29 protein-coding genes and 1 tRNA gene are annotated in these 26,703 nt (G+C 51.6%); 9 read left to right on the top strand and 21 right to left on the bottom strand.

From position 1 onward, the window contains the following. Positions 1-82: 82 nt before the first annotated feature. Positions 83-1,345, bottom strand: coding sequence for an NAD(P)/FAD-dependent oxidoreductase (locus tag E3E33_RS05420; protein ID WP_167710911.1), 1,263 nt, complete (start codon positions 1,343-1,345; stop codon positions 83-85). A 231-nt stretch (positions 1,346-1,576) separates the two neighbouring features. On the opposite strand from E3E33_RS05420, the gene E3E33_RS05415 reads away from it, so the two are divergent. Further along, positions 1,577-2,428: a hypothetical protein gene (locus E3E33_RS05415; RefSeq protein WP_167710910.1), complete on the top strand. Its 852-nt coding sequence runs from the start codon at positions 1,577-1,579 to the stop codon at positions 2,426-2,428. 9 nt (positions 2,429-2,437) lie between these two features. Beyond that, entirely contained in the window at positions 2,438-4,138 is a 1,701-nt protein-coding gene (locus tag E3E33_RS05410) for a hypothetical protein (RefSeq protein WP_167710909.1), read from the top strand. 102 nt (positions 4,139-4,240) lie between these two features. Here E3E33_RS05410 and gor read toward each other — a convergent pair whose 3' ends face one another. The 7 genes from gor to E3E33_RS11125 all read right to left on the bottom strand — a co-directional run bounded on the left by gor (position 4,241) and on the right by E3E33_RS11125 (position 10,429). Further along, positions 4,241-6,202 carry a glyceraldehyde-3-phosphate:ferredoxin oxidoreductase gene (gene gor / locus E3E33_RS05405; RefSeq protein WP_167710908.1) on the bottom strand — a complete coding sequence of 654 codons (1,962 nt, stop codon included), beginning with the start codon at positions 6,200-6,202 and terminating at the stop codon, positions 4,241-4,243. Positions 6,203-6,358: 156 nt separating this feature from the next. After that, the gene (gene fbp, locus E3E33_RS05400; protein ID WP_012572459.1) at positions 6,359-7,486 is read right to left on the bottom strand and encodes a fructose-1,6-bisphosphate aldolase/phosphatase; all 1,128 of its coding nucleotides are present in this window, start codon (positions 7,484-7,486) and stop codon (positions 6,359-6,361) included. 107 nt (positions 7,487-7,593) lie between these two features. Then, complete coding sequence (locus tag E3E33_RS05395; RefSeq protein ID WP_012572458.1) at positions 7,594-7,830, bottom strand: hypothetical protein; 237 nt, start codon at positions 7,828-7,830, stop codon at positions 7,594-7,596. A gap of 207 nt (positions 7,831-8,037) precedes the next feature. Beyond that, positions 8,038-8,177, bottom strand: a tRNA-Trp gene (locus E3E33_RS05390). Positions 8,178-8,219: 42 nt separating this feature from the next. Continuing rightward, the gene (locus E3E33_RS05385; protein WP_167710907.1) at positions 8,220-9,047 is read right to left on the bottom strand and encodes a DMT family transporter; all 828 of its coding nucleotides are present in this window, start codon (positions 9,045-9,047) and stop codon (positions 8,220-8,222) included. Positions 9,048-9,079: 32 nt separating this feature from the next. Continuing rightward, a complete protein-coding gene (gene gcvT / locus E3E33_RS05380) occupies positions 9,080-10,276 on the bottom strand; it encodes a glycine cleavage system aminomethyltransferase GcvT (RefSeq protein WP_167710963.1) in 1,197 nt (398 codons plus the stop codon). 12 nt (positions 10,277-10,288) lie between these two features. After that, the gene (locus E3E33_RS11125) at positions 10,289-10,429 is read right to left on the bottom strand and encodes a hypothetical protein (protein WP_167710906.1); all 141 of its coding nucleotides are present in this window, start codon (positions 10,427-10,429) and stop codon (positions 10,289-10,291) included. Between E3E33_RS11125 and E3E33_RS10965 the strand changes: the two genes are divergently transcribed. Continuing rightward, a complete protein-coding gene (locus tag E3E33_RS10965) occupies positions 10,379-11,215 on the top strand; it encodes a universal stress protein (protein WP_167710905.1) in 837 nt (278 codons plus the stop codon). The two genes, E3E33_RS11125 and E3E33_RS10965, sit on opposite strands and share 51 nt — an antisense overlap. Positions 11,216-11,308: 93 nt before the next feature. Here E3E33_RS10965 and E3E33_RS05365 read toward each other — a convergent pair whose 3' ends face one another. After that, on the bottom strand, positions 11,309-11,917 hold the full coding sequence (locus E3E33_RS05365; RefSeq protein ID WP_167710904.1) for a DUF99 family protein: 609 nt from the start codon (positions 11,915-11,917) through the stop codon (positions 11,309-11,311). Beyond that, positions 11,890-12,204, bottom strand: coding sequence for a divalent-cation tolerance protein CutA (cutA, locus tag E3E33_RS05360; protein WP_012572453.1), 315 nt, complete (start codon positions 12,202-12,204; stop codon positions 11,890-11,892). Before cutA ends, E3E33_RS05365 begins: the two co-directional genes overlap by 28 nt. 73 nt (positions 12,205-12,277) lie before the next feature. Here cutA and E3E33_RS05355 point away from each other — a divergent pair, with 73 nt between their 5' ends. Then, positions 12,278-12,553, top strand: coding sequence for an acylphosphatase (locus tag E3E33_RS05355; RefSeq protein ID WP_012572452.1), 276 nt, complete (start codon positions 12,278-12,280; stop codon positions 12,551-12,553). Here E3E33_RS05355 and E3E33_RS05350 read toward each other — a convergent pair. Then, positions 12,543-13,136: a hypothetical protein gene (locus E3E33_RS05350; protein WP_012572451.1), complete on the bottom strand. Its 594-nt coding sequence runs from the start codon at positions 13,134-13,136 to the stop codon at positions 12,543-12,545. The two genes, E3E33_RS05355 and E3E33_RS05350, sit on opposite strands and share 11 nt — an antisense overlap. A gap of 141 nt (positions 13,137-13,277) precedes the next feature. Here E3E33_RS05350 and E3E33_RS05345 point away from each other — a divergent pair, with 141 nt between their 5' ends. From E3E33_RS05345 to E3E33_RS05330, 4 genes are all read left to right on the top strand, one after another. After that, positions 13,278-14,171 (top strand): ADP-dependent ribose-1-phosphate kinase, encoded by an 894-nt coding sequence (locus tag E3E33_RS05345; protein ID WP_167710903.1) that lies wholly within the window; start codon positions 13,278-13,280, stop codon positions 14,169-14,171. Positions 14,172-14,282: 111 nt separating this feature from the next. Further along, positions 14,283-14,567: a hypothetical protein gene (locus tag E3E33_RS05340; RefSeq protein ID WP_012572449.1), complete on the top strand. Its 285-nt coding sequence runs from the start codon at positions 14,283-14,285 to the stop codon at positions 14,565-14,567. 142 nt (positions 14,568-14,709) lie between these two features. Next, on the top strand, positions 14,710-15,246 hold the full coding sequence (gene tfe, locus E3E33_RS05335) for a transcription factor E (RefSeq protein WP_012572448.1): 537 nt from the start codon (positions 14,710-14,712) through the stop codon (positions 15,244-15,246). A 41-nt stretch (positions 15,247-15,287) separates the two neighbouring features. Continuing rightward, complete coding sequence (locus tag E3E33_RS05330) at positions 15,288-16,022, top strand: DUF2110 family protein (protein WP_167710962.1); 735 nt, start codon at positions 15,288-15,290, stop codon at positions 16,020-16,022. Here E3E33_RS05330 and E3E33_RS05325 read toward each other — a convergent pair. The 9 genes from E3E33_RS05325 to E3E33_RS05285 all read right to left on the bottom strand — a co-directional run bounded on the left by E3E33_RS05325 (position 16,006) and on the right by E3E33_RS05285 (position 24,184). After that, entirely contained in the window at positions 16,006-17,373 is a 1,368-nt protein-coding gene (locus E3E33_RS05325; RefSeq protein ID WP_240912027.1) for a hypothetical protein, read from the bottom strand. The genes E3E33_RS05330 and E3E33_RS05325 overlap by 17 nt on opposite strands. A gap of 128 nt (positions 17,374-17,501) precedes the next feature. Next, entirely contained in the window at positions 17,502-18,419 is a 918-nt protein-coding gene (locus E3E33_RS05320; protein ID WP_167710901.1) for an Mrp/NBP35 family ATP-binding protein, read from the bottom strand. A gap of 130 nt (positions 18,420-18,549) precedes the next feature. Beyond that, on the bottom strand, positions 18,550-19,545 hold the full coding sequence (gene porB, locus E3E33_RS05315) for a pyruvate synthase subunit PorB (protein ID WP_012572444.1): 996 nt from the start codon (positions 19,543-19,545) through the stop codon (positions 18,550-18,552). A gap of 10 nt (positions 19,546-19,555) precedes the next feature. After that, on the bottom strand, positions 19,556-20,740 hold the full coding sequence (gene porA, locus E3E33_RS05310; RefSeq protein ID WP_012572443.1) for a pyruvate synthase subunit PorA: 1,185 nt from the start codon (positions 20,738-20,740) through the stop codon (positions 19,556-19,558). Between the two features lie 11 nt (positions 20,741-20,751). After that, the gene (gene porD / locus E3E33_RS05305) at positions 20,752-21,069 is read right to left on the bottom strand and encodes a pyruvate synthase subunit PorD (protein ID WP_012572442.1); all 318 of its coding nucleotides are present in this window, start codon (positions 21,067-21,069) and stop codon (positions 20,752-20,754) included. A gap of 62 nt (positions 21,070-21,131) precedes the next feature. Next, complete coding sequence (locus E3E33_RS05300) at positions 21,132-22,067, bottom strand: 3-methyl-2-oxobutanoate dehydrogenase subunit beta (RefSeq protein WP_012572441.1); 936 nt, start codon at positions 22,065-22,067, stop codon at positions 21,132-21,134. A gap of 5 nt (positions 22,068-22,072) precedes the next feature. Next, entirely contained in the window at positions 22,073-23,260 is a 1,188-nt protein-coding gene (porA, locus tag E3E33_RS05295) for a 2-ketoisovalerate ferredoxin oxidoreductase subunit alpha (protein ID WP_012572440.1), read from the bottom strand. A 10-nt stretch (positions 23,261-23,270) separates the two neighbouring features. Next, a complete protein-coding gene (locus E3E33_RS05290; protein WP_048055100.1) occupies positions 23,271-23,588 on the bottom strand; it encodes a 3-methyl-2-oxobutanoate dehydrogenase subunit delta in 318 nt (105 codons plus the stop codon). 38 nt (positions 23,589-23,626) lie between these two features. Then, on the bottom strand, positions 23,627-24,184 hold the full coding sequence (locus E3E33_RS05285; RefSeq protein WP_048055181.1) for a pyruvate/ketoisovalerate ferredoxin oxidoreductase subunit gamma: 558 nt from the start codon (positions 24,182-24,184) through the stop codon (positions 23,627-23,629). A 229-nt stretch (positions 24,185-24,413) separates the two neighbouring features. On the opposite strand from E3E33_RS05285, the gene E3E33_RS05280 reads away from it, so the two are divergent. After that, on the top strand, positions 24,414-25,376 hold the full coding sequence (locus E3E33_RS05280; RefSeq protein WP_012572437.1) for an inorganic phosphate transporter: 963 nt from the start codon (positions 24,414-24,416) through the stop codon (positions 25,374-25,376). On the opposite strand, the gene hflX is transcribed toward E3E33_RS05280, so the two are convergent. After that, the gene (hflX, locus tag E3E33_RS05275; protein ID WP_167710900.1) at positions 25,356-26,642 is read right to left on the bottom strand and encodes a GTPase HflX; all 1,287 of its coding nucleotides are present in this window, start codon (positions 26,640-26,642) and stop codon (positions 25,356-25,358) included. The genes E3E33_RS05280 and hflX overlap by 21 nt on opposite strands. Positions 26,643-26,703: the final 61 nt, after the last annotated feature.

Genomic DNA, 26,703 nt, shown 5'->3' with positions numbered 1-26,703 from the left:
AAAGCGTTCCTTAGTCTTCAGCCTTGTGCATTAGAAAAAGCTTCGGAACTTTCTAGGAAATGTTTACAAAATGAAAGAAAGCTCACAGATACCACTCGGAGAAGCTTTCGAGGCCGAGCTTTTCGAGCGTCCTCATGACCCCTAGGGCTATGCCGTCAACCTCTATTCCACCTGGCATCTTGTAGGCGTCACCGACGACGTAAATATCTCTTATAGGGAAGTCTTCGACGAGCTGGCCACTCGCTACGCGGTTCACGGGGTTCCCGCCGAGGTAGGTCTGAACGAGCAGTATCTCGCCCTCCTTGTCAAGGTTCGGAAAGATTCTGTGGATGTCCTCGATGCCCTTCTTCTGCTCGGCCTTGACGTTTCTGCTCTGCAAAGCGTGGTGGAGCATTATCAAGGTGTATCCCTCTTTAGCGAGCTCTGGATTTATCGAGCTCGGCTCGTTGTAGCCGTTTATCCTCTCCGTGTCGAGGGTGAAGACGACAGTGTTTCCAATCCTGGTCTCTCCCTTCAAAGCGACGTTGTACTTTATTCCCTCGCTGGGCTTGAGAGAATCGACCCGCTTGAGGTAGTCTTTATCGAAGGCATCCCTTCCGATGAGGCTTACCGTCTCCTTTATCCCGACGTTGGAGATGAGCACGTCGTAGGTAAGCTCTTCGTTGTCGGCGGTGATTACCTTCTTGGCCTCGTGGTCAACCTCGATCGCCTTCTTCTTTGTGAGTATCCTTCCGCCGTTCATGCGGATTATCGCGGAGAGGGCCTCAGGTATTGACTTACAGCCGCCCTTGACTAAGCCAGGCCCGCCCCATCTCAAAGCGGCCTTTATCTCCTTGGCAAGCTCTATCGCTGGAACGTCCAGAACGCTGTCGGCCCAGCCGAGGAAGCTTTTGATGAAGAGGTCAACGAACTCGTTGTCACCAACCCTCTCGCGTATCCACTCGCGGCCGCTCATCTCGGCTTCTTCTCTATGGGGCAGCTTCCCGCGCTTGATGTCAAGCAGGAGCTTTGTCGCTTTAGCCTTCTCAGTGAGGTTGAGATATTTCCAGCCATCACGGTAGGAGAAGGTTCTCCCCTCGTAGAAGATCATGCCCTTTGGATTGGAGTTCACGATTTGAACATCTGCACCGAGGAGCTTAAGGAGATGGGCCAGAGGACCATCTTCGCCGTGGGGTATCATGTGGAACGCTCCGGTTGAGAGACCGAAGCCTTTGTAGTTTAGGTTTGTACATCTCCCCCCGATGTAGGGTGCTTTTTCAAGAAGGGTAACTTCGTAACCGTTTTTAGCCAGGAATGATGCGGTTAGCAGTCCGCCGATTCCGGAGCCTATAACCACTGCCCTCATTCTATCTCACCTGAAAAGCTGAGGAAGAGGGAGAATATAAGGGTTTAGCTATTGCATGACTATGCAACCCCTTTACTCTGCTTTCTTTTCGTTCATTCTAAGAGTAAAAATTGAGTCTGAAAAAATTTGTACTCGAAAAAAAACAAAGAAAATTTACTTATAGTAAAAGGAAAAACTTATAAAGACAAGTTGTTTAAGTGGTAATGCAGAAACTTATAGGAGGTGAGCAACTTGCGATGGAAGCCATTACTGGCAGTCCTAATTGGACTGCTGATGGTTGGAACCTTAGGAAGGGCAGTATACGCAGAGCAGTATCCAGCGCCAGAGGCTTCAGAAAAGATTAGTACCAACGAGAAAATTACGGTTGATGGAGTGAATGTTCCACTGAGAAAGATGAGCAACGGAATGATAATTATAGGGCAAACTTCGGAAGTGGGTAGGGGTGATATATTAGAAAAAGTCAATCAACTGATGGTAAAGCGCGTTTTGAACAAATGGAATGACGTGACAATAGAGAGTAACTATGGAAATGTCATAACTAAATCTGACTATAATTACAGGGTTACAACTCTTAAACTAAACGATAACAAGAAAATAAAACTATCGGTAGGTGCAGCACTCTCTGCTAGATTTAGAATAGACTATTACGATCCAGTGGAAACTGTAGACTTTAGCGTGTATCACTATGCCTATAGTATAGCAATCATGGAATATCCACCTTACATTACCTACCAATACAACTGTAAGAGCATCAAGTTGATCAACAAATTGTCGTTCTACGGAGAAACATACACTGACGGTTGGAGCATAGGGGTTACTATCTCGCTTCCACCGGGACTATCGATTCAAGTGTCCGGCGGTAGTTCATGGGTTTCAATAGATGGTTCTTTTGGAGAAGACAGTGTCAGTAATTACGACTCAATATCCCATCCATACGACGGGACACTAACGGTTTATGATTATTTCAAGGTGCGGATTTATAGGGTAAGCTCTAAGCCTATAGCAACATTTGAGGTCAAAAAGGGTGTATTTAGAAGTCTCGATACGAGTACATCCGTGGCAGTAGACTCCTCTGCGTTTTGAGGTGAGACAATGAGAAAAAAAATTCTCTCCTCTCTCTTGATTTTATTGAGCGTCGCGGCTATTGTGGCCTTAACAAAAGTCCCCCACACTGAAAAACCGACCGCTCAGGGAGTGATAAGCCCTTCCTGGGGGAACTGGACGGTAAGACGCCTTGAACTTGCCCAGGATCCGGTTACGGGTGGCTGGGATGGTGACGTGTCTTTTACGATACTCCCCACCCTGTACGCGACGTACCACGGGGTTCTGACGTTGGCTCTACTGAACCTGAGCCCTGCGCATCCCCAGAAAACCCGGGAATTTTTGAAGGACTACGAGGGGGAGATCTACAACAGGCAGGATTATTTTTCCGTTGTTGATGTCTATTACCTGTTAACGCTCCTCAAGGAGTTTAATTTGAGTCTGGGAAGCAGGGAAACCATTGAAAACTTCATCCTTGAAGATATGAAGAAGTCAAACGAGACTTTCTTGCATGCAAAAAGCCTTATTTTACTGAACTCCCCCCTTGCGAAGAACGTTTCCATGTCCCTCTGGCTCTCCCTGAAGCAGGAGCACTCCTTAAATTTTGTGTGGAACTTTCTTCAGCTCAGGGAGCTTCTCGTGATGTCCGGCTATTCCCCTGCGGAGATACCAAATTACACCAGAATGCATGAGCTGGCGAGAACAGTGTTTGATGATGCATCCCGTGAGGTAAATAACCTTGGCTTTTATGATCTTCACACTCTTGCGCGCTTTATGAAGGAAGAAAACATCAAAAACGAGACACTCAGGAGAGAAATATTGGCCGATATTTCCAAATACAAGTGCTCAGATGGTTCGTACTCCGATACGAATGGGGCCAAAAGGGGGTACATCGACACTACCCACTGGGCAGTGGAAGCGATAACATATCTTGGGGGAGAAGTCGGGACAGACACGGTGCGTTACTTGCGGTCTTTGGAGAGTCCCTTGGGAGGTTTCATAGAGATTCCGTACAGTATAATACCGAACCCGTTGGACACAGCTTTCTCGGTGATGACCCTTGGACTTCTGAACTCTACAGTGCCAAGAGAGGAGAAAGTCAAGGACTACCTGCTCTCAGAGCTTTCAGACGAAGACAAACCGAGTGCAATATGGGCAGAGTACAGAGCCTTACGGGTATTAGGTGTCCCCAATGAGAATCTTAAGAAGATTGTAAAGCCCCGCTTGCAGAACTTCATCACCAACCTGAATCTGTCCGCTGTTTATCACAACCACTATCTCCTCAAGGATGTATACTATCTGCTTGTAACGAGTAGGGAACTGGGCATTGAAATCGACGAATCATGGAAAGAAACTGTAACCTCCTTCGTTTTGGACTTGAGGGATGATGATGGTGGATTTGGCAGCAAAATATCCAAAATAAAAATTGTTAGGCTCGAAACAACGCTTTACTCAGTTTTAATCCTCAACGAGCTTGGGTACGGTTACAGGGATGGAAAGACAGTGAAGTTTATTGAATCCAACAGAAACGGCGCCTTGTGGTGGTCCCTGCCAATAACTAGATACGCGCTGCTGGCTCTAAATTTAATGGGGACCAAAGTTGAAGGCAAAGAAGAGATAGTAAAGGCCCTTGAGCGGAGAAAGTGTCCCTACGGTTTTTTCTCCTACGCTCCCTACGAGAATCCCAAGCAGGGGGATCCGATAGCAACGTTTTTAGCGCTCGATATCCTTAGGCTTCTCGGTTATAGTTAGCCACCCACGTTTTTGTTTTTCCAACATTTTTGGATTTAAACCTGTTTACAGGGATAGAAGGCTGACAATCGTCTTTCTTCACAAATAGATGAAAATGAAAGGTCAGAGCCTCCACTCCACACCAAGCATCTCGCTGTACGCATTGAGCACCTTTTCGAGGTATTCTTTCGCCGTTCCGACTTTGTCTATCTTGAACTTCTCGGCCCAGTGTTCGTTGCCGAACTCCTCGCTGCCGGCAGCGACGAGGTCGATGACGCGCATGCTGTCCCAGAATACTGGAATATATCCTGCCTTCTTTGCGAACTCAATGAGGCGCTTTATCTGCTTCTTCGCGTGCTCCTCCATGTCGACGTTCTCTCCGTAGGCGTCCATGAAGAGCGCCTTAAGGACAGGCTTCATCCATCCCCTGTGGAAGCGGCACCAGCCAACGTTGTCGTACCAGAACTCCCAGAGTGCGCTCGCTATTATCTTGCCCGCCAGCTCGTCCGGCTCTAGGAAGACGCCGAACTGGTAGAACGTCCAGTACCTTCCCTGAATAGGCATCGGGATGTAGTTGCCTATGGCCCAGTACATCGTTGGCGTTATCTCGCCGTCCTCGCCGAGCGGTGTGAAGACCGCGTAGTCCCTGAAGCTCTCACCGTACTTGAGCCTGTCCTTGAACTTTTCGTCGAGTATCTTGCTTGCCTTTCTCTTGCCGAAGCCAATTATCCTCGCTAGCTCATTTTCGGCAAAGGCAACGCGGTGCGCTAACTCGGCTACGAGCTTAGCATTGACCTCACTCGCCTCGATCGGGCGCTCAAGGAGGGCCTCCTTGGTGAACTCGGGCTTTCCACTGATGCCAACCTCCTCCGGCTTTAGCAGACCGCGGTGGACCAGTTCAAGTACCCACGCTGCTGTCCCGCCGAACTCAATCGCGTCGAAGCCCATGGCATCAACGGCGTGGACGCTTATGTCGCTTGCCCTAAGGCTTATGCTTCCGCTGAGCGGGCCGTTGGCTTCGTAGGGCTCGTATTCGACGTGGTGGCCCCTTCTGTGCTTCTTACAGACCACCGGGCACGGTTCACCACAGGTCGTCCAGTTCTTAGGCTTGATGGCTTCCTCGTTAAAGGGCTCCCAGTAGTGCTTCATGATGTTTTCATGGATCCTTATGCGCTCCTCTTTCGGTATGTACGGCATCTGCCAGTTGAGTATCGGGACGAAGTCGCCTTCCGCGGGATAGTTTCCACCGAAGGTTCCACCGGTGTTGAGCTTCGGATTAAAGCGGTATTTCGTTGTTTTCTCGCTGATAATCTCGTTGTATGGCTTCTTGTGGACGCCCTCAACGATGGTCTTGGCGGTCTTGAAGTTGGAGATGTCTTCTTCTGGGAAGGCCTTCTTCTTTGGCTTTCCTCCGAAGATTATGCCGACCACGTTGTGTGCCCTGAGGAGAACGCTTCCAGAACCACCGCGAGCGGCCCAGTCCTCGCTTCCAACGAGTCTCTTACCGTTTCTCAACGCTTGAGAGAATATAGCGCCGTAGTTGGTGTTCAGGGCTGCTGGACCGACGACTGCTATTCTGTACTCCATGTCCTGAAACCTCTCTCCGAAGGTGTCAATGAGATACTGGGTGAGAGCATAGACACCCTCTTCTTCATTGTAGCCGCGCCAGATTTCGATGACCTTATCAATCTCGATCTCGTGAAGCTCGACTTTGACGTTTTTGCCGTCGTTGTAGAGGAGTACCACAACGGGCTTCTCTGCTTTGCCTTCGAAGGTGACGAAGTCGACCCCAACGTTCTTGAAGGCGTAGGCCGCTCCACCCATGGCCGAAGGAAAGAGTGTTCCATAGAGCGGTGAACGGAAGAAGAACATTAGCCTGTGAGACCCGGGAAGTGTCGAGCCTGCAAAGGGTCCCATTCCCATCACGACAACATTTTCTGGGTCATATGGCTTGAGCCCATAAGTTCTAAGGCTCTCGTGGAGCTCGAGTCCATAGTCGATAACTCCATAGATTCCTTCTTTTTCCAGCTCCTCGCTCTCCACTTTATTTTCACTCAGGTTAAGCCTGAGAACCGTGAACTTCATACTCTCACCTCTTTGTATCACTCTGAGTGTTAGTTTTGATATGGGGAATATTTAAGGCTTCCGCCAACCCTATCAAGAAAGTAGAATGTTTGGGGTATAAAAACTGTTCGCTGGGGGTTTTTGTAGTAAATTTAGAAGAGATAATAGAAGAAAAGCTCACTCAATGTCCTCAAAGCGCTCCTCAAGCTTCTTGAGGACTCCCGGAAGAGTAGTATACTCCATATCTTCGAGCGGCAGCCTGTGGGGCTCGAAAGGCCCGTGCCTGCGTATGTACTCGGTTATCTCGAGAGCCTTCTGCCTGGCGTAGTCAAAGGCCGGGTCGTCGAAGAGGTCAACCGGGCCGACGAGCTTTCCTTCTGGGCTTATCTGCCAGCCAAGGGCAACAACCCTTGGTGGACCGTCAAACCTAGTCGGATTGGCCTGATGCATTGGGACTGGCATTATCGGTCCGTTGTGGCTTCCGCGCATCCAGCCGCTGACGAGGTGCGGGAAGGCAAAGGGCTCGAGGACCTCTCCAAGGGCCGGAAGTCCGCTCTGGGCCCTGACAATGGCAACTGGGTCATCCTTGCCGACGTACTCGCCGGCTATCTCGTAGAGCTTCTCCGTGCTGATAACAGCTACCGGTTCGTCCTTGCTTATCTTGTGGCCCTCTTTCGGGTAGACCCTCTTGATGACGTAGCGGCTCTTGGCGCCGATGAGAGCTAAGAGGTCGTAAATTTCCTCTGGAGTGTTAAGGATAACACGCTTGTGCTCCTTAATGTCCCAAACTTCAAACCTGAAGCCCATGTGCATGTTGGGGTCTATGACAAGGCCCGCGGTGTTGAACGGATCTGCAAACATCCTGAATATCGGCAGGTTAAACGCACCGGGCTCGGTTTTGTCCATGTGGAATGTAACTATCGGCTCGCTCTTCCTAAGCGTAATCTCCATCTCGGCAATGCCAGGACCCATTCCTCTGATGTTGCCGCTGAAAGCGTCCTTGAGAAGGTCTTGGCCGGCACCGTAAAGGCCGAACTCTTTGGCGATCTCGGTGGCCTCCTCGAAAGCCTTCCATGCGAGCCCGTGTATATCCGGGCTGTCGACACCCTTCTTGTGAGTCATGATGAGCTGGAGATCATCACCAGCGTAAGCCACGTAGAAGTCGATTATAGTGCCTTCTTCTTTTGCCTTCGCCAGAACTTCTTCAGCCGCTTCAATAAGCTGAGGATGAACCCTGGAATGTCCAGGCCATCCACCTATGTCGGCCTTTATAACACTGATCGTTATTTTCTCTCCAATGGCCATGGCAATCACCTCGATGGCTTTAATCACTTTTATGCTTATAAAACGTTAATATCACCGTCGATGATACACAAGAACTCGGCAAAAGGGTAATGAAAAAAGAAGAGCTTTCATTCGCAGATGTCGGTCCAGCCAAACTTCTCTTTGGCGACTTTGATGAGGTTTTTGAGCTCTTCCTTCTTGATGTTGACGCTGGAGCTCGCGCCAACGAGGGCTATGATGCCATGGACTTCCTCCTGGATCTGGATGGCATCGTCGTGAACCTTAACAACCCTGAGTTCTCTCCTGGCAGTCTCGTCTTCGCTTATCTTGAACTTGTCCTTTCCGATGAGAATCGATTCCTCCATAGCATCACCTTAATCATGTTTTTGTAAGTCAAAGTTAATAAAACTTCCGTTGGTACTAGCTAGCTGTCGGGGTTACTAGCTGCTTCAGAGCATCTTCATCAGTCACTTCTCCGTGCTATGTCTATAAAAAAGGCAAGGGCTCACAAACGCAAGGATTTATCAAAAGAGACAGTGTGCGTTAGACTCTCGGAAGAAGTTTTCCAGAAATGGTGGGGGCGCGGGGATTTGAACCCCGGTCCGCGGGTTTCTCCGGGTCAGAGCTCCAAAGGCTCATCCCCAATCAGCAAACCCGCAAGTCCTCATACCTCTGGAGCCCGCGATGATGGACCAGGCTACACCACGCCCCCATCCGGCTTAACCTTAGCTAAGGGAGGTTTATAAGTTTTGTGCTATTCTCTTCCAATAACGATTCCGCCAACTATCATCGCCAGTCCCATAACCGTTGATGGAGCTATGCTCTCGCCCACGACCACCGATATGAAGACTAACGAGAGGAAGGGGACAATATAGGCCAGGTTTGAGGCAAAGGCAATATCGTTCTCCACGGCTCTGTACCAGAGCAGGAAGGTCAGACCCATCTCGAAGAGGCCGACGTAAATAGCTCCAGCCAGAGCCTCTGGTTCTGGGAGGGCGAGGCTTCCGGTGAGGAAAGTTGCTGTCGCTACATAGATGAAGCCGAAAAGGAAGTTCCAGAACATCTTCTCAACTGGGGACCTCTCGTCGCGGAGGTTCAGTATCCAGTAAGATGCCCATATCACAGCGCTCCCGAGGCCCAATGCAACACCTACCGGGTCTGTGAAGTTCAGTTCGGCCAGGTTCCCTTTAGTTGCAACGACGAGGACCCCGAGGAAGCCGAGGAACAAGCCAGCTATTGTCCTGGCACTGGGCCTCTTTCCGAGGATGGGGATAGAGAGGACAACCAGCATCAGCGGCCACGTGTAGTTAAGGGCCTGTGCCTCCTGGGCCGACAGGCGGTCGTAGGCCGAGAAGAGTACCGTGTAGTAAATAAGTGGATTAATCAGCCCGAGATAGGCCGAACGAAGGTTCTCCCTCCTCGGTGAGAAATTTTTGGCATAGAGAACGCCAAAGACGAACAATGAAGTTAGCGAGGCGTAGAAGACCAGCTGAAGTGGAGTTAGATACCCGAGCGAGAGCTTGAAGGCAGATGCAACCGTTGACCAGAGGAGAACGGCTCCGATCGCGTGCTTTTTAGACATGGGGAAAGATGTGGGAAAAGGGAATAAAAACCTCACTCCTCCCTGAAGGCGCCGTACTTCTTGGGGTCATAGAACGGGGGAGCAACGGTTACGGCTTTCTTGGGCTTGCCCCTTATCTCAACCTCTATTTCGACGCCAGGTTTGGCATACTCCGTCTTAACGAAGGCAATGCCTATTCCAATGCCGAGGAGAGGTGAGCTGGTTCCGCTCGTGACCTCGCCGATAAGCTCGCCGTTGGCGTAGACCTTGTAGCCCTCCCTTGGGATGCCCTTGTCGATCATCTTGAAGTGGACGAGCTTCCTCGGAATGCCGCGCTCCCTCTGCTTGAGCAGAGCCTCCTTTCCGATGAACTCCTTGTCCCAGAATATGGCGAAGTCAAGGTTTGCTTGGAGTGGGGTAACTTCGTCGATGTCGGTACTGAGGAGCTGAAGCTCCTTGGTCTCGTTGCCGTACAGTGTGTAGCCAGCCTCAAGCCTGAGGGTGTCACGGGCGCCGAGTCCGGCAGGCTTAATGCCGTACTTCTCGCCGGCTTCGAGTATTGTCTTCCAGACGTGGAGGGCCTTCTCGGGCTCGCCTCTCTTCTCTGGATCGGGGTGGTATGGATTGGCGTCCTCGAAGTAGACTTCAAAGCCGTTTTCGCCGGTGTAGCCACTCCTTGAGAGGAGCATCTTTATGCCGTCGAGTTCGACTTCCTTGGCCTGGAACCACCAGAGGTCGTTGATGTCGATGTCGAAGAGATCCTTTGCCAGATCCCTTGCCTTTGGTCCCTGAATGGAGAACATTGCCATGTCGTAGGTCTTGTTCTCAATCTCAAGGTCGAGCTCCCCGAACTTCTCTATTCCGCGCTTTATCGCGTTGAACCAGGCTTCGAGCTTCTCGAATGCATCGCTGTCACAGACCATCATATAGGTGTCATTCCCCATGTTGAAGACAAGGGTCTCGTCTTTCACAGCTCCGCGCTCGTTAAGGACGAGGGTGTAGGTTCCACTTATCGCGGGGGGCTTGCTTATGTCATTGGTAGTAACGTACTGGAGGAACTCCAGCGCGTCCTTACCCTTGAAAATGAACTCCCCCATGTGCGAGACATCGAAGATGGCAACGCCATTTCTGACGGCGAGGTGTTCATCCTTTATGCTCGAGTACCAGATAGGCATCTCCCATCCGGCGAATTCCTCAACCTTCTTAGCATTTTTCTTATGCCAGTCAAAGATGTGGACTCTCTTGGCCATGAGTATCACCGCTCAAAATTCGCTCTGAGCGTTATAATCCTTTCCAATCCATGAGCAACTGTAATAAACATTGATGAACAATATGATACTAAGGTGACCTAAATGTTTGAGAAGATTCTGTACCCAACGGATTTTTCCGACGTTTCGCTCCACGCTCTGCGGAACTGTATTCCCAGGCTGCTCCCTTTGGGAGTCAGGGAGCTCCACTTAATTCATGTCGTTGACATAACTGTTGCCGAGTTTGAGGCCTTCGAGCTGGAAGACATTTACCGCGAAAAGCTGGAGGGGCTCGCTAGAGAGCTGGAGACGAAAGGGGTGAAGGTAAATCCAATTGTGAGGATAAGTATTCCCTCGATAGAGATCGCGGAGGTGGCCGAGGAGAACGATATTGATCTCGTAGTTATTCCGAGCATGGGCGAGAATATCTGGAGAACAATGTTCGTTGGCAGCACTGCATCGAACCTCGCCAGAGCCACCAAAAGACCGGTTCTCCTCCTTAAGTACCTGAAGAGCGACGATAAATTCGAGCTGTCCGTCGACTGTACCGAAATCTTTAAGCGTCCTCTCGTTTCGCTGGACTTCTCCAAGTGCTCAATAAGGATAATAAAGATCGTCAAGGGGTTCGAGGAACTCGTGGATAAGGGTATACTCCTTCACTCCGTTGATTACGGTAAGGTCGAAGAGCTCGAACACAACATAGATGTTGCCAAGAAGAACCTCGAGAAGTCGGCCAAGGGAATAAAGGCGCCGTTTGAACTTGAGGTTCTCGTGGGTCCTGCCTCTCAGGCCATAATAGGAACCTCCCTGGCAAAGGGGGCCACACTTATAGTTATTGGCAAGAAGGGAAGGAGCTTCATAAAGGATCTACTCCTTGGGAGCACGGCGGAGAGGGTTATAAGAGATTCAAAAATCCCGGTGCTCCTGGTTCCGTGCGAATGAGACCTCAGACTGGAACGGCTTCCACATCAAGTTTCGGTAGCTACCCTGTTGCCATCATCGGTCGATTTTTCCTTTTCCTCCCGGCTTATAAACCTACTCCCTTGTACTCTCGCCCCTCATCACGGCACTGGCCATCATGTGGGCCAGTCTAAGGGGCTCTGGAGTGAGCCCGGTTTTCGTGGCTACTCTGACTACCTCAGCAGCCCTTTCGTAGTCAAGGCCGACCGCCTGGAGATAGAGCCTTCCGGGGATTAGTTCCACCAGAGGTGGCGCTTTTCTTAGTAGGGTTATCCTCTCCCCAGCATCAGAAAAGTGCTTCCTTAGAGCTTTCTCCATGGCTCTCAAGTCTGGCTTCTTCCTGACGACAACTATCACTGGAAGTCCCGTCTTCCGGTGGAGCATCTCCAAATCCACAACGTTAAAGCCCGCGTAGGTTATCCCCTTGAGCATGATGACCCTCAAATCCCTGAAGCGTGAGCTCTTAACGGCGTCTATCATTGCGTTCGTTGCATCTCGCCCATCGACGGTTATCCAACGCGAGAGAACGCCGACTACCTCCTGAGAGCCCTTCATGATGACGCCGATTAGAATCGTCTTTTCCCTCTCTAGTTTTGAAGAAAAGGAGAAAGTTCCGTCGTCAAAACCTACAACCCTAATCTGGGGCTTCACCTTCCTTATTGCCCCAGAACTTCTTCGAGCCATTTCGCGTACTCCCCGTTCACCTTGTCGACGTCTATCCTTGCTATTAGCGGCACGGTGTAGGGGTGGAGTTCCTTTATCGTCTCCCGTAGCTCTTTCCACTTGCTCACGTCCGTCTTGAGGAGCGCGCCGACTTCATTATCTTCTTCGATTTTTCCTTCCCACCAGTAAAATGCTTTGTGCTCCCTAAGATTGGCACAGGCAATGAGCTTCTTCTCGAGTAAAGTTTTAACAGTCTTTTCGGCGCTCTCCCAATCCGGAAATGTAGTGTAAACGAGTATCATTTCCATTATCTCACCTCCTAGTGAACTTTCGACGGATAAGCTTAAATCAGTTGTGGGGTTAGTATCGTTGGGATGTGGTATGGAGCGGGTGCGGGCACACCTTAAAATCTACGGCCGCGTTCAAGGAGTTGGTTTTAGATGGAGCATGCAGAGGGAAGCGAGAAAGCTGGGCGTGAGTGGGTGGGTTAGGAATCTGCCCGATGGAACCGTGGAGGCTGTAGTGGAGGGCGATCCCGAGAGGGTTGAGGCTCTAATAGGCTGGGCCCACCAGGGACCCTCTCTGGCGAGGGTAACCAGAGTGGAGGTAAAATGGGAAGAACCTGAAGGGCTGGAAGGCTTCGAGGTCACTGGCTGACCTCGACTCTCTCGAGGAGCACCCTCTTGGGACAGTACTTGACCTCACAGTAGTTGCAGACGAACTTTTCCTTGTCCTTTTCCGGCGTGTGGAGGATGAGTTTCTTGAAGCCCTCCATTTCCTTGACCTTCATGAAGACCTCTACGGGTAGCGTTCCGTCGATGACTATGTAGAGCTTGCTCGGCTCCTCGCGGAGGTTCCTGCTGAAGACCTCCATTACTGGGACTTTGTTCTCCGCTAGTAACTTTAGAACCTTTGAAAATCCAGTTAAATAAGCGTCCTTTTCCAGCTCTATCTCGAGCACTTCCCAGCCCATCAGCGGAGCGACGTCTATGAGGCTTGGCAGTGGATTGAGCTTTTCGAATATAAGCTTGAGTGGATAGGTCTTTTCGATGTACTCTATTGTGTGATAGACTATCTTCCTGTTGACGCCAATGATTCTTGCCAGCTCGCTTATTGGCACCTCAACGTCTCTGAGATATATCTTCCCGTTCTTTATGCTGAGGCCGTTCTCGAAAAGGAACTCTGCAACCTTCCTTCTGGCAGGATAGTTCTTGAAATAGGCCTCGAGTATGAGCATCATTTTTGTTCACCTCTTACTCACATGTGGGTAGGAATGGATATTTAAATCTTTTCCTTCATAAGGACTATGGATTTTCTTTCTTAGAGTACCGCAAGGTTATTAACGGGGACACCCATATCCTACTTTTCAGAGGTGAGTGTGATGGACGATGGGTTCGACGTGATAGGAATCGGCAACCTTAACTACGATATCATAATGCTCGTCGAGCGTTTTCCGGAGTTTCATGAGAAGGTAAGTGCCGAGAAGGCCTTTTTCGGTCTGGGTGGAGCAGCAGCCAACACGATCTCCTGGCTGGCCCACTTTGGGCTGAAAACGGGCTTTCTCGGTGCCATTGGAAGGGACGAGATAGGTGAGGCGCACCTTTCTTACTTCAGACGGATAGGTGTCGACACGGGTGGTATACGAGTCGTCGATGCTCCATCGGGAATAGCAGTTGCCATGATACACGGAGAGGACAAGAGGATAGTGAAGTACCCCGGCGCCAACCTCATGAAGGATGTCGATTTTGACTACCTTGCTAGGACAAGGCACATCCATCTCTCTTCAAATCCCCCTGAAGTCATAGTTAAGGTAGTTAATTTCGCACATGAGAGGGACATAACAGTTTCTCTGGACATAGGGGAAGCACATCTTCCTGGGGAAATCGAGGAGAAGGTTGATTACCTCCTAATGAACGAAGACGAGTTCAGGAGGAAGTTCGGCGAGCTCGACCTCTCTAAAGCTCGAGCGGAAAATGTTATCGTAACTCTCAACGGAGGGGGTGCATTGATTAGGAATGAAAACGGAGAGATATGCGAAGTCAAGGGGCTGAGCGCAGAGGTCGTCGATTCTACCGGTGCAGGTGATTCCTTCGACGCTGGGTTGATATACGGCGTTCTCAATGGATGGAAGCTGAATGATGCTGCCAAACTGGGGATGTTGCTTGCTTACCTAACTGTTCAGAAAGTTGGTGCAAGAACGGCCATAATTCCTCTGGAAAAGGTTGCCAAGGTTGCTGAAGAACTTGGCCTTGAGCTGCCATTTCGAGTCCAGTGAATCCTCCGAGTCTGGGCCTTAGCCCTGACCTAAGTTTTTTAGAAACCCTTAAAAGATTGAACCCCAAATGGTTAAGAGAGCAGTGAACCCCGATTTCGGAGGTGACTCAGTTTGGAAATCGTAGTGGACAACTTTAAACCAAAGATTACCCGGCCATTCAAGAGGAAGAACGAGTACTGGGTTAAACTCATTGACCAGAGCGGAGAATATATCATGAAGTTTAAAAGTCCGCTGGAAGCTGAGGACGCAATATACGGCATGCTCGATGATCTCCAGGTTTACGGTGGTAAAGTCAGGCTCAAACTCAGGGAAGGCAACGTCATCGAGGACATTGAGGTAATAGAGCTTTACAAGCCCTCCGCTAAGGAGCTGCTTGATGAGTACTTTACCGATTGATTCTTATCCAACGTTCTTTTCTGTTCATCGGCGTTGGAAATATGACAAAAACCTATATATACTCCAGGCCATATAGTCTATTATTGGACAAACATTGGGGATTAAACTCAGGGTGGTCAAATATTCTCTGGAGGTCGTTATTGTGACAAGGAGAAAGAACAAGGAGCTCCTGGAACTCGCTATGGACCTGGGTGGAGAGGAAGCTGTTGAGGTAATTAAGGCTCTCGAGAAGAAAAAGGAATCCACGGATGAGGAGCTCGCGGAAATGACTGGCATCCGGGTCAACACCGTCAGGAAAGTCCTCTACATGCTCTACGACCAGGGTTTGGCAGAGTTCAAGCGCATAAGGGACAAAGAGACCGGCTGGTATTACTACTACTGGCGTCTCGAAACCAAGAGACTTCCGGAGATAATCCGCTCCAAAAAGATGGCCGAGCTTAAGAGGCTCAAGGAGATGCTCGAGGAAGAGACAAGTGAGATCTACTACCACTGTGGCACTCCAGGCCATCCGAAGCTCACCTTCGATGAGGCCATGGAGTACGAGTTCCAGTGTCCGATATGTGGTAATATGCTCATGCAGTACGATAATACCGTCGTCGTCGAGGAGCTCAAGAGGCGCATAGAGGAGCTCGAGATCGAGCTCGGCCTTAGGAAGAAACCGAGGAAGTCGAAAAAGTAGATTTGAATGGTTTGGTTTGATGAACTTCGGGGATGGTGAGAATGCAGGAAGTAGTTATTCTGGAGAAGGTTTACGGGGACAGGAGCGGCTTTTTGAAGCTTGATAAAAAGCTCAAGGCCCTCCTCGGTGATCTGGAAGTTGAATGGAGGCTCTCAGCGGTTAAGAAGCAGTGGGTCAAGGTAAGTCTCAACGGTGAGGACGAGGAAATCTCAGCAAACCTCGTAAGGGAGGAGTTCGGCGAGATTCCCTACAGGCTTAAGGCAGTTGAAGAAGGCAAAACCTACCGGGGAAGGTTCATAGACCTGGGAAAAGTTGGCTACGGGGCTTACGTTGACATTGGAATATTCACTCCAAAGCCTAAGGATGCCCTTCTACCGCTCTATTACCTCAAGGAGACCTTTGGAAAGATGCCGGTCAGGGAAATGATAAGGAAGTTCGGTTGGGTTGACAACCTTCCTGTTGAGGTTACGGTCACTAGAGTCGAGTTCGGCGCGAGAGAGGTTGAGCTTGCCTTCAGCGATGCTCAGCTCAAGCGCATAAAATCCTGGCTGAGCGACGGCTACGACAAGCTCTTCGTGACAGGGACAATAAGCGAAAACGTCGAAAAGGCCCTTATAAGGACGGGGCACGGCAGGGATGTTAAGCGCATGGAGGAGCTCGGATTGATGGAGACACTCCTGATACTCAAGAAGGGCACTCAGGCACCGGGAATAATCAAGGAAATCGGCCCGCACCTTAAGGGTGCTGTAATAGGTGCCATCAAGTTTGAGGAGTGAGCCCATAGAGCATCCTCGCCGTGAGGGATGCGAGGATTACGAAGCAGTAGGGCAGTATCTCCGGGATGAACAGCGCAAGGGGAATGTAAAAGACCGCCAACATCGCGAGAAAGGGCGTCTGGCCCCTCATTTTCATGCTTTTTTCTCTGTAAATTACTGCGTAGGTTATAGCCAGGATCGCCAGGGCCGTATTGAAAAAGAACTTGGCTATGTAGTCCCAGCACTCCGGAGTCATGTGGCTGGGTATGTTTACAGGAAAGCCGAATTGGGTATATATGAGGGCCACGCCGAGTGCGCTCATAAGTAAGTAGGCATAGTTTCTTAGATGCCTTTTTGGGAAGGCCAGTGCAAAGATGGCGGGAATTGGGAGGAGATACGGATTTATTGCTATCGTGAGCAGGGTGAACAGAGACAGAACCAGCGTTTGCAACAGTGCCTTTACTATCTCCGGCGAGAAAGTCACGTTGCTTATTATTGCCAGCGTGATGAGGAAAGATGTCAGGCCGAGGACGCTCCAGTCAATGTGGTGGAGATGCTCCCTGAACATTGGCGAGGCAAAGGTGAGGCCGAAGACTATGAAGCCCAACTCGCGGGCGCGCTTTGGCGAGATATAAAAGGAGAATGATATCAGCAGAAGGATAAGCACCCAGTGGGCAAAAACAAGATTCTCCTCGATGGGTGGAACTATCTTGAATAGTACACCCAACATTGCTCCTAACGGAGAATCCACGGAGCCTCCAACGGCAAATTTGAGTCCCTGGAAGAAGTATTCGAGAAAAACTTCACTCATCTTTGGAATAGGGGAAGTGAGATACCACAGCATGAATATGGAGAGGGTCAGGCTGTAGAAGCTGCCGGCATGGCTCTTATCGTTGCGGAGAGTCAGCAAGAAGACCCAGGCTATAATGACGAGCAGTGCCACAAAGCCGACCTTTGATTCGAGTGGAGGATTCCAAAGCTTCTCAAAAGCACGCTCCGTCAGGTAGATGTTGTCCTCGGAGCCGGTTATGATAACGGAGTGGTTGAGAACGATGATTCCGGGCAGAAGCGACTGGTTTTCGGGAAGGCCGGTCTGGGGCCAGAGGATCATAATCATGGGGTTGTTATAAACATTCCCAATAAGGACTAGCGTCTCGTTCCCGTGCTCTTTCACAGTTGAAAGCTTTTCATCGACATAATACGCCCAGGCCTTTGCCCATATCTCGTTCCCAGCAACCACAGTGTAAGTCGAATTCGAGTCCAAAAAAGCCTGAAAAGCTTCCCGGCTTGGATAATAGGTCAACTCACCGGCAGAAACGAGGGGAGCCATGAGGATGATGAGGGTTATTAGAACGAGGGTTCGCTTCATCATATCCCTCCCAGGGAGATACCCAAACATGGTTAAAAAGTTAATGTAGCCCGGCCCAGCGCGGCCTCACGGCAACGGCGTCTGCCGGCCTCGGCCGCGATAAAGAATAGGGGAAAAAGGTCTTAAAGGCTTTACTCTTCCTTAGATTCCTCGCTGCCCTCTTCTTTGGTCTCTTCGCCCTTCATCTCTTCGAGCTTGGCGATAAGCTTGTCAACTATCTCCGTGAAGGCCTTGGCGGCCATGGTGTCCTCGTAAAGGACTATCGGTATGCCAGTGTCACTGGCTTCCCTTGCCTTGAGGTCTATTGGTATCTCCCCGAGGAAGTCAACGCCCTCTTTTTCGGCGAGCTTTCTTCCACCACCCTTACCGAAGAGATCTATCTCGTTGCCGCAGTGCGGGCAAATGAGGTAGCTCATGTTCTCGACGACGGCTATATAAGGCACTTCCATCTTCTTCATCATGTTGACGGCCTTGCCCGTGTCCAGCAAAGCGACCTCCTGCGGTGTGGTGACGATTATCGCCGCGTCTAGCTGGAGGGTCTGGGTGACCGTGAGTATCTGATCGCCCGTTCCCGGTGGGAAGTCTATTATCATGAAGTCCAGCTCGCCCCACTTGACGTCTCCGAGGAGCTGCTTAATCGCCTTGGTAACGAGGCTTCCGCGCCAGATGATCGGCTGGTCCTCTGGGACGAGGAAGCCCATGCTCATGACCTTTATAGGCGTGGTCTGGCCGAGAAAGTCATTCATCGGGGGTATCATCTCGAATCTACCGTCTTCCATTCTCTCTGCCAGAACCTCGGCTTTCTCTACACCGAGCATCTTTGCCACGTTCGGCCCGTGTATGTCTGCGTCGAGGATTCCGACAAAGTAACCCTTCTTTGCAAGGGCGGCGGCGAGGTTGACAGCAACGGTGCTCTTCCCGACACCACCCTTGCCGCTGAGAACGGCTATTTTGTACTTCCACTTTTTCTGCTTCTCGCTTATCCTCTGAGTGAGTGGGTCAGCACCCAGCCCCGCTATGTTCAGGGTGGGGGGAGTTTTGATAGTCATCTTTAACCACCTCCGGATTAGGTTTTCCTAAGAGCTTAAAAGCTTTGTTATAAAAGAGACCCTTATGGGTCATTTTTGTAGAACAATCATCAGGTGAAAGCAGAAATTGGTAGAAGAAGAAAGAGGGAGGTCACTCCTCCGGCTTCGGGAGGATGACATCGACGCCAAGAACCTTCCACATGGCCTTGATCTGCTCGCGCATTATGTCGATGGCCTCGGGCTGCTTGAAGAGGTGCTTGAACCTGCCCTGGAGCTTGAGGTACTCTTCGATGGGCTTCTTGAACTCGATGGCAACGATCCTGCCACCCTCGCGCTTGACCTTGGCGCCTCCTCCCGGTGCCTGTATCTTGATGTTGTGGAAGTCACCGTTCTCGATCTCAAAGAGCGGCCAAACACCGGTCTCGATGGCGAGCCTAGTGATCTCAATGCTCTTCTCCGGCGGGGCGCGCCAGCCTGGGACACAAGTACACTGGACCTGGACGAAGGCCGGGCCGTCGACCTTAGCGGCCTTCTTCATCTTCTTGATGAAGTCATAGGGGTTAGCGACGCTGGCGGTTGCCACGTACGGGATCTGGTGGGCGGCAGCGATGAGGGCAACCCACTTCTTGGGCTTGTCCTCACCGATGGAGAGCTTTCCTGGCGGTGAGGTGGTCGTCCAGGCACCGTAGGGAGTTGAGCTCGACCTCTGGATTCCGGTGTTCATGTAGGCCTCGTTGTCGTACATGAGGTAGACGACGTTGTGCCAGCGCTCGAGCATACCGCTGAGGGCCTGCATACCGATGTCTGCCGTACCACCATCTCCACCGATAGCGAGGATCTTACCCTTCCTGCCGACCTTCTTCCAGGCGGCCTCGACACCACTCGCAACTGCGGCGGCGTTCTCGAAAGCGACGTGGATCCACGGGGCCTTCCAGGCGGTGTACGGGAAGACGGCGCTGACGACTTCCATACATCCTGTGGCTTGGGCTATAGCGAAGGCGTTTGGATCACCGTACTTCTCCTCCATGGCCTCGCTGAAGGCCTTTGTGGCAAGCCTGAGAGCAGCTGCACAGCCACAACCAGCACAGGCGGCGTGACCAGGTGCCCAGTACTCGCGAGTGGTAATTGGGGGCTTCCTAACGGCCATCTTCCTCACCTCACAGTATCTCCTTTCTAAGTCCTATCCAGTTGACTTCCTCAAACTCCTCCCCAGTGAGGGCCTTCTGCGCTATTGCTAGGGCCTCATCGAGGTCCTTGAAGGTGACGTCCCTGCCTCCAAGGCCGAGGATGAAGTCAACTATCTTTGGCTTCTCACTCTCGTTGACCAAGGCCCTGCTGAAGTCCTGGAATAAGGCTCCACCGACGCTGAAAGTGACGTTCTTCTCGAGAAGCGCGAGAACCTTTGTCTTCTTTGCGAGCTCCCTGACTTCTTCGGTTGGGAATGGCCTGTAAACGGTGATCTTGGCGGCACCGACCTTAACGCCCTTCTCGCGGAGCATGTCGACATACTCCTTGAGGGTTCCGGCGAGGGAGCCCATGGTGACGAAGATTATGTCGGCATCTTCGGTCCTGTACTCTTCAATCTTCTGGTACTTCCTTCCGAACTTCTTCTCGAACTCGGCGAAGACCTCATCGATGACCTTCTTAGCGTTCTCGTTAGCTTCCCAGACGCCATAGCGGGCCTCCATGTAGTGGGCTGGGAATCCGAGTGCACCCTGGGTTATCGGCTTGGCCGGATCGAGATAGGCGTGCTTTGGCATGTACTCGCCGAGGAACTCGTCGACGAGCTCTTGGTCTGGGATCTCAACCGGCTCGACGGTGTGGGTCAGGATGAACGCGTCAAAGCCTACCATTGCAGGAAGGAGAACCCTTTCGTCTTCGGCGACCTTGAAGGCTATCAGGATGAGGTCAAGGGCTTCCTGATTGTTTTCGGCGTAGAACTGGAGCCAGCCGGTGTCGCGCTCGCTGATTGTGTCCTGCCAGTCGTTCCAGATGTTGATCGGAGCTGAGAGAGCACGGTTTCCAACGGCAATGACTATCGGAAGCCTCATTCCTGCTGCGATGAAGAGTATCTCGTGCATCAAAGCGAGACCCTGGGAAGCGGTCGCGGTGAAGGTCCTAACACCTGCCGCCGAAGCACCGACACAAGCAGAAATTGCTGAGTGCTCGCTCTCGACCTTGATGAACTCTGCGTCAAGTTCTCCATCGGCTACGAACTCACTTATTTTCTCAGGAACGAGAGTGGAGGGCGTAATTGGGAACGCTGCGATAACCTTTGGCTTGGCCAGCTTGGCCGCCCAGGCAGCAGCCTCGTTAGCCTTCATAACCTTCCTAATCGGCATCTTTCACCACCTCACTTGGTCTCCCTAACCATAACTATTGCCTCTGTCGGGCACTCGTTCGCACAAATTCCACAGCCCTTACAGTAGTCGTAGTCGAAGACCGGATAGTTCTCATCGTCGAGATATATGGCTGGCTCCGGACAGTAGATGTAGCAGAGATAGCACCTAACGCACTTGTCCCTGTTGAACTCCGGCATGAAAACTCTCCAGCTTCCAGTCTTGTTCACGACGCTGCTTCCCGGGAGGTAGACAATCGCCCCCGGGGTCATCTTTTCGCTATACTCCTTCTGAACCCTCTCAATGTCGGCCTTAAACGGACTCTCGGCCATGTATATCACCTCGGGTGAGTTGTCAACTTGACACTTAAACCTTTAGGGTAAAGATGGAAAGCTCAGCCGAAGATCTCGGCGAGCTTCTTGAGCTTCTCCCACTCGTGGAGGACCCACTGCTGGAGGATATCGATATCCTCCTTGGTCATGTACTTGAACCTGCCCTGGAGCTTGAGGAACTCCTCAATGGGCTTGGGATCCTTCTTGGTGCTCGGCATGTTGATCTTGTACTTGCCGTTCTCGTACTCGAAGAGCGGGAAGTAGGCGGTCTGGACTGCCAACCTGGCTAGCTCGATGCTCTTGTCGGTCGGTGAGCGCCAGCCAGTTGGACACGGCGCGAAGAGCTGGATGAAGCTTGGCCCTGGGGTCTTCTGGGCCTTCTTGAGCTTCCTTATGAAGTCTTCTGGGTAGGCAACGCTTGCGGTAGCCGCATAGGGTATCTCATGAGCAATGACGATGTCGATGACCTTCTTCTTGTGCCTCTTCTCGAGGAAGTGCTCCTTTCCACCGGGGGTGTTGGTGGTCCAGGCACCGTAGGGTGTTGAACCCGACCTCTGGATTCCGGTGTTCATATAGGCCTCGTTGTCGTACATGATGTAGACCGCATCGTGGCCCCTCTCAAGGAAGCCCGAGAGGGCCTGGAGTCCTATGTCGGCGGTTCCACCATCTCCTGCCCAGCCGACGACCATTATGCCGTCCTCACCCTTAACCTTGTAGCCCTTGGCTTTCAGAGCAGCCTCGATTCCGCTTATGACGGCACCGGTAGTCTCGAACGCGGTGTGGAACAGGTTCGCGTCGAGTGCGCTGTATGGCCAGGGACCAGCGATGATGGTTGAACAGCATGCTGGAATTGCGAATATTGTCTTCTTCCCATAGGCCTTAAGGACGTACCTAAGGCCGAGTGAGGCACCACAGCCCTGGCAGGCAGTGTGGCCCGCGTAAAAGTGCTCCTCCGCGGGAATGCTCAACCTCTTCTTAACGTTCTCTGGAATCTCCATCATTCTCACCTCTTAAGGTGGTACCAGTCCACCTCTACATCTAGTTCTCCTTTCTCGATGACTGCCTTCATGTTCTCTGCTATCTTCTTGACATCGCTCACAGTGAAGTCTCTGCCTCCAAGGCCGACGATGTAGTTCTTTATGATCGGTCTTGCGTCGGTGTTGTAGAGCACACCCTTGGCCTCGTTGAAGAGTATGCCCTCTTGGCCAAATGAGAAGTTCCTGTCGAGGACGGCTATTCCCTCCACATTCTTGGCCAGTTCGTAGAGCTCGTCCTTCGGGAATGGCCTGAACCAGCGGACCTTGGCTGCTCCGACCTTGTAGCCCTCCTCACGGAGAATGTCAACGGCCTGCTTAACGGTTCCCATAAGTGAACCCATGCCCATGAAGACGAAGTCAGCATCGTCAGTCCTGTAGAGCTCTATCATCTGGCTGTAGTCCCTTCCAAACATCTCGCCGAACTCCTTGCCGACTTCCTTGATGACCTTTCTAGCCTTCTCCATGGCCTTTTCTATCTTGTAACGGAACTCGTAGTAGTCAGCGGGAGTTCCGAGGGCTCCAACAGAGACTGGGTTGTCGAAGTCGGTGAGCGTGTAGAGCGGCTTCCTTGGCGGGAGGAACTCATCGACGAGTTCTTGGGGGATCATTTCAACGATGTCGTAGGTATGACTCAGGATGAATGCGCTCTCAACGACCATCGCTGGCAGATTGACGGTCTCAGCAACCTTAAAGGCCATCAGAACGCCGTCATAAACCTCCTGATTGTTTTCGGCGTAGAACTGCATCCAGCCCGTATCGCGCTGGGCTAGGGAGTCGGTCTGGTCGTCCCAGACGCTCCACGGCGGGGCCATAGCCCTGTTGACGTCGACCATAACTATCGGCAACCTCGCGCCGCTCGCCCAGTGGAGCATCTCGTGCATCAAAGCAAGACCCTGGGCGGAGGTTGCCGTAAAGGCCCTCGCTCCAGCTGCTGAAGCTCCTATACATGCGGCCATGGCAGAGTGCTCACTCTCAACAGCCACGTACTGAAGGTTCTCAACCTCACCGTTGGCTATGAACTCCGCTATCTTCTCGATGATGCTCGTCTGAGGGGTGATTGGATAAGCAGCCACAACCTCAACGCGGGCGTGCTTGGCGGCGTAAGCGGCCGCGTAGTTGCCGCTCACAACCTTTCTAATTGGCTTGTATTCCATGCTCAACACCTCACTTCTCTTCTTTCTCCATCGTTATGGCCTTGGTTGGGCATTCGTTCGCACAGATACCGCAGCCCTTACAGTAGTCATAGTCGATGCCGACGTAGCCGTCCTCGCGGATGTATATTGCTGGCTCGGGGCAGAACTTCCAGCAGATGTAACACTTGACGCACTTGTTATCATCAACGACTGGTATGAACGTCCTCCAGTCACCAGTGAAGTTGATGAGGGTCGTTCCCAGGGTTATAGGGGCCTCTGGATACTCGTCCACGGATTTGAGGACGATTTTGGTGGCCCCTTCTTTCTTTTCACCAAACAACGTGTTCAACCCTCTTCACCCCTTGTAAGGATTATAAGGAAAGAGAATCAGAGTTCGTAAATGACAGTCTTGTTGAAGGCCTCTTCTGCAGCCTTGGCATTCTTTTCGCCGAGGGCTCCGGAGAAGACGTCCTGGATGGCCTTCTGGACGTGCTCAAGGCTGACAACGCCAGTGGCCTTGGCGACGGCACCGAGAATGGCGGTGTTAGTGATCGGGAGGCCGAGTATCTCAAGGGCTATAGTGGTGGCGTCGACCAGAGCGAGCTTGGCGGGCTTCTTCTTGAGCTTCTCGAGGACTTCTTCCTTGCTTTTCTCGGTGTTGACGATAACGATTCCACCGTCCTTGAGACCTGCGGTGACATCGACAGTGTCGAGGAGGGACGGATCAAGGACGACGACTATGTCAGGTTCGTAGATCTGGGTCTTAATCCTGATGGGCTTCTCGTCGATCCTGGTGAATGCCGTAACAGGTGCTCCACGCCTCTCAACTCCGAAGAACGGGAACGCCTGGACGTATTTGCCCTCAAGGAAAGCGGCTGAAGCTAATATGTTGGCAGCCGTAACTGCACCCTGTCCACCCCTACCGTGAAAACGAATCTCTATCATCATTCCTGCCTCCTTAAATTTGTCAAAACTTATTCATCTATTGCATTTATTTAAGTTTCGGTATTGGGTTAAGCAGCCTTCGGCAGATGTCTTTGGGTAGGCATGAACTTTGTCAGTCGTCAATGGAACAATTATGGCATCATTTCTCGAAAAAAGTTCGTACAGTCATTGGCAAAATTTTTTAAGCCACAGTCTAAAGGGAGATATATAGACTATATAGGTGATCCTTATGGACGGGCTAGTGATAGCAGCAATAGCAGTGGCATTCTACATAGCTTGGAACATAGGTTCGAACGACTCAGCCAACGCTATGGGGACGGCAGTAGGTGCCGGAATACTCAGCTTCCGGCAAGCAACCCTCACCATAGCGATATTCGTCCTGATGGGTGCCTATCTGAAGGGATACAAAGTTATGAAAACCGTCGGCAAGGGCATCGTCCCCGAAGGCTACCTCACGATGGAGATGGCGGTAATAGCGCTTCTCGCCGCTGGAGTATGGGTCACGATAGCCACCGTCAAGGGCCTTCCGGTTTCCACGACTCAGGCCATAGTTGGCGGTGTTATAGGAGTCGGTCTTGCTGTAGATGCTCCAATCAACTGGTATACGCTCGTTAAAATAGCATCTGCGTGGGTTGTCTCGCCCATACTGTCTGGGATTCTGGCGATAATCCTGTACAAGTTCTATTCCAAGGTTATTTCGAGCATAAAAAGCGTCTCTACGATTGAGGCCCTCTACAAGGCTCTCGCTATACTCGGCGGCTCGTACATGGCCTTTAACTTCGGCACCAACGAGGTCGCCAATGCATCTGGACCTCTGGTCGGTGCCGGCTTCGTGGAGCCGAAGATTGCCGGAATTTTTGGCGCGATAGCGCTCTCGATAGGCGCTCTAACTTTTAGCTACGCGGTGATGCACACTGTTGGAAAGAAGATAACCGCCCTCGGCCCGATCTCGGCCTTCGCAGCACAGTTCGGTTCGGCAATAGCTGTGAGCCTTGCCAATATCTTCGGTCTCCCGGTGAGCTCCAGCCAGTCCATAGTCGGTGGAGTCATAGGAGTCGGTCTCATCGCGGGAGAGGGCGTTGACAAGTCCGTCATAAAGGACATAGTCTTCGGCTGGGTAGCGACGCCGCTGACGGCGATATTCATTGCCCTTGGAATCTTCAAGGCTTTCTCATTGGTGGGGCTGGTTTAGCCGCTTTATCTCGACCCCCAGCCTCGTCAGCTCCTTTATCATTCCCGTCTGGATGTAGGCTTCTATTTTCGTCTCCTCACCGTACTCAACGGACAAAACCTCACCAATAGCATTTATCAGAGCCATGACCTGAGGAACTTTCTCAGGCTCCCTCACGGTTATCTCAAAGGCCCCGTACTTGGGCAGGGTTAGTACCACCTCTTCCAGCGCCCCATAAAGCTCCTCCAACTGACCGAACTTGGCCGAGATGGAAACGACACGGGAGACGTTTATCCCCCTCTCCTCGACTATCTCTATTATCCTCTCAGCCTTATCTTTAACGTCCTCCTCGCTCGTCAGGTCCCTCTTGTTGAGGACGACTACCATGGGCTTATCCAGGGTCTTAAGCTCCCTCAAGACGTTGAGCGATGCTAGGAACTTCCTCCGTATTTCCGGCCAGGGCTCGCTCACATCGAGAACGAGCAGGACTATATCGGCCTTAACTATCTCCTCCAGCGTGGAGTGGAAGGCTTCAACGATAAACGGCGGGAGACCGTCAATGAAGCCGACCGTGTCGGTGACGAGAACCCTCTTACCGCCGAGCTTGAAGCGCCTCGTCGTCGTGTCCAGGGTGGTGAACATCTGGTCTCTCGCCTCTATCTCCTCCCCCGCGAGGGTGTTGAGGAGTGTTGACTTTCCGGCGTTCGTGTAGCCCGCTAAGGCGAGCAGGATGAAGCCAACCTCTTCCCTGCGCTTCCTTTTAACCTCTCGGTCTGCCTTTACCCTTTCCAGCTCCTTCCTTATCTTGCCCATGCGGTAGCGGATGTGCTTAAGGTACTGCTGGGTCTGATACTCACCCATTCCCTTGAATCCTGCCCTATCGCCGAGCTTTATTCTCCTGATGGCCTCCTTCACGAGGGGAACCTCGTACTGCAGGCTCGCTAGCTCCACCTGGAGCTTTGCCTCTTTTGAATGCGCGCGCCTCTCGAATATTTCAAGAACCAGCTGCCACTTGTCTATTATTTCCACCCTCAGCTCCTTCCAAAGGTTGTAGGCCTGGCTTGGCGTGAGCTTGTTGGCGAAGATGACCTTATCCGGCTGAAGCTCCCTCACGAGCTCTTTGAGCTCCTCGAGCTTTCCCTTTCCGATGTTGTACTTAGGGTGCTCTTCACGGTTCTGTTCGAGAATCGCCACTACCTCGTAGCCGGCACTCCTTAACAGCTCCTCGAACTCTTCCCGGCTTATCCTCTCGCGCCTGGATTTTCTGATGACCCCTATTGCTCTCATCATCAGAGCCTCGGTTTCTCCCTTTATATCCTTTTGGAGCGGGTAGTTCTCAACCCAAAGT

Origin of the sequence: Thermococcus sp. GR5, from assembly GCF_012027535.1 — an archaeon.
GTDB classification, from domain to species: domain Archaea; phylum Methanobacteriota_B; class Thermococci; order Thermococcales; family Thermococcaceae; genus Thermococcus; species Thermococcus onnurineus.
The sequence above is the reverse complement of the archived record's forward strand: the minus strand, read 5'-3'. Positions and strand labels throughout refer to the sequence as shown.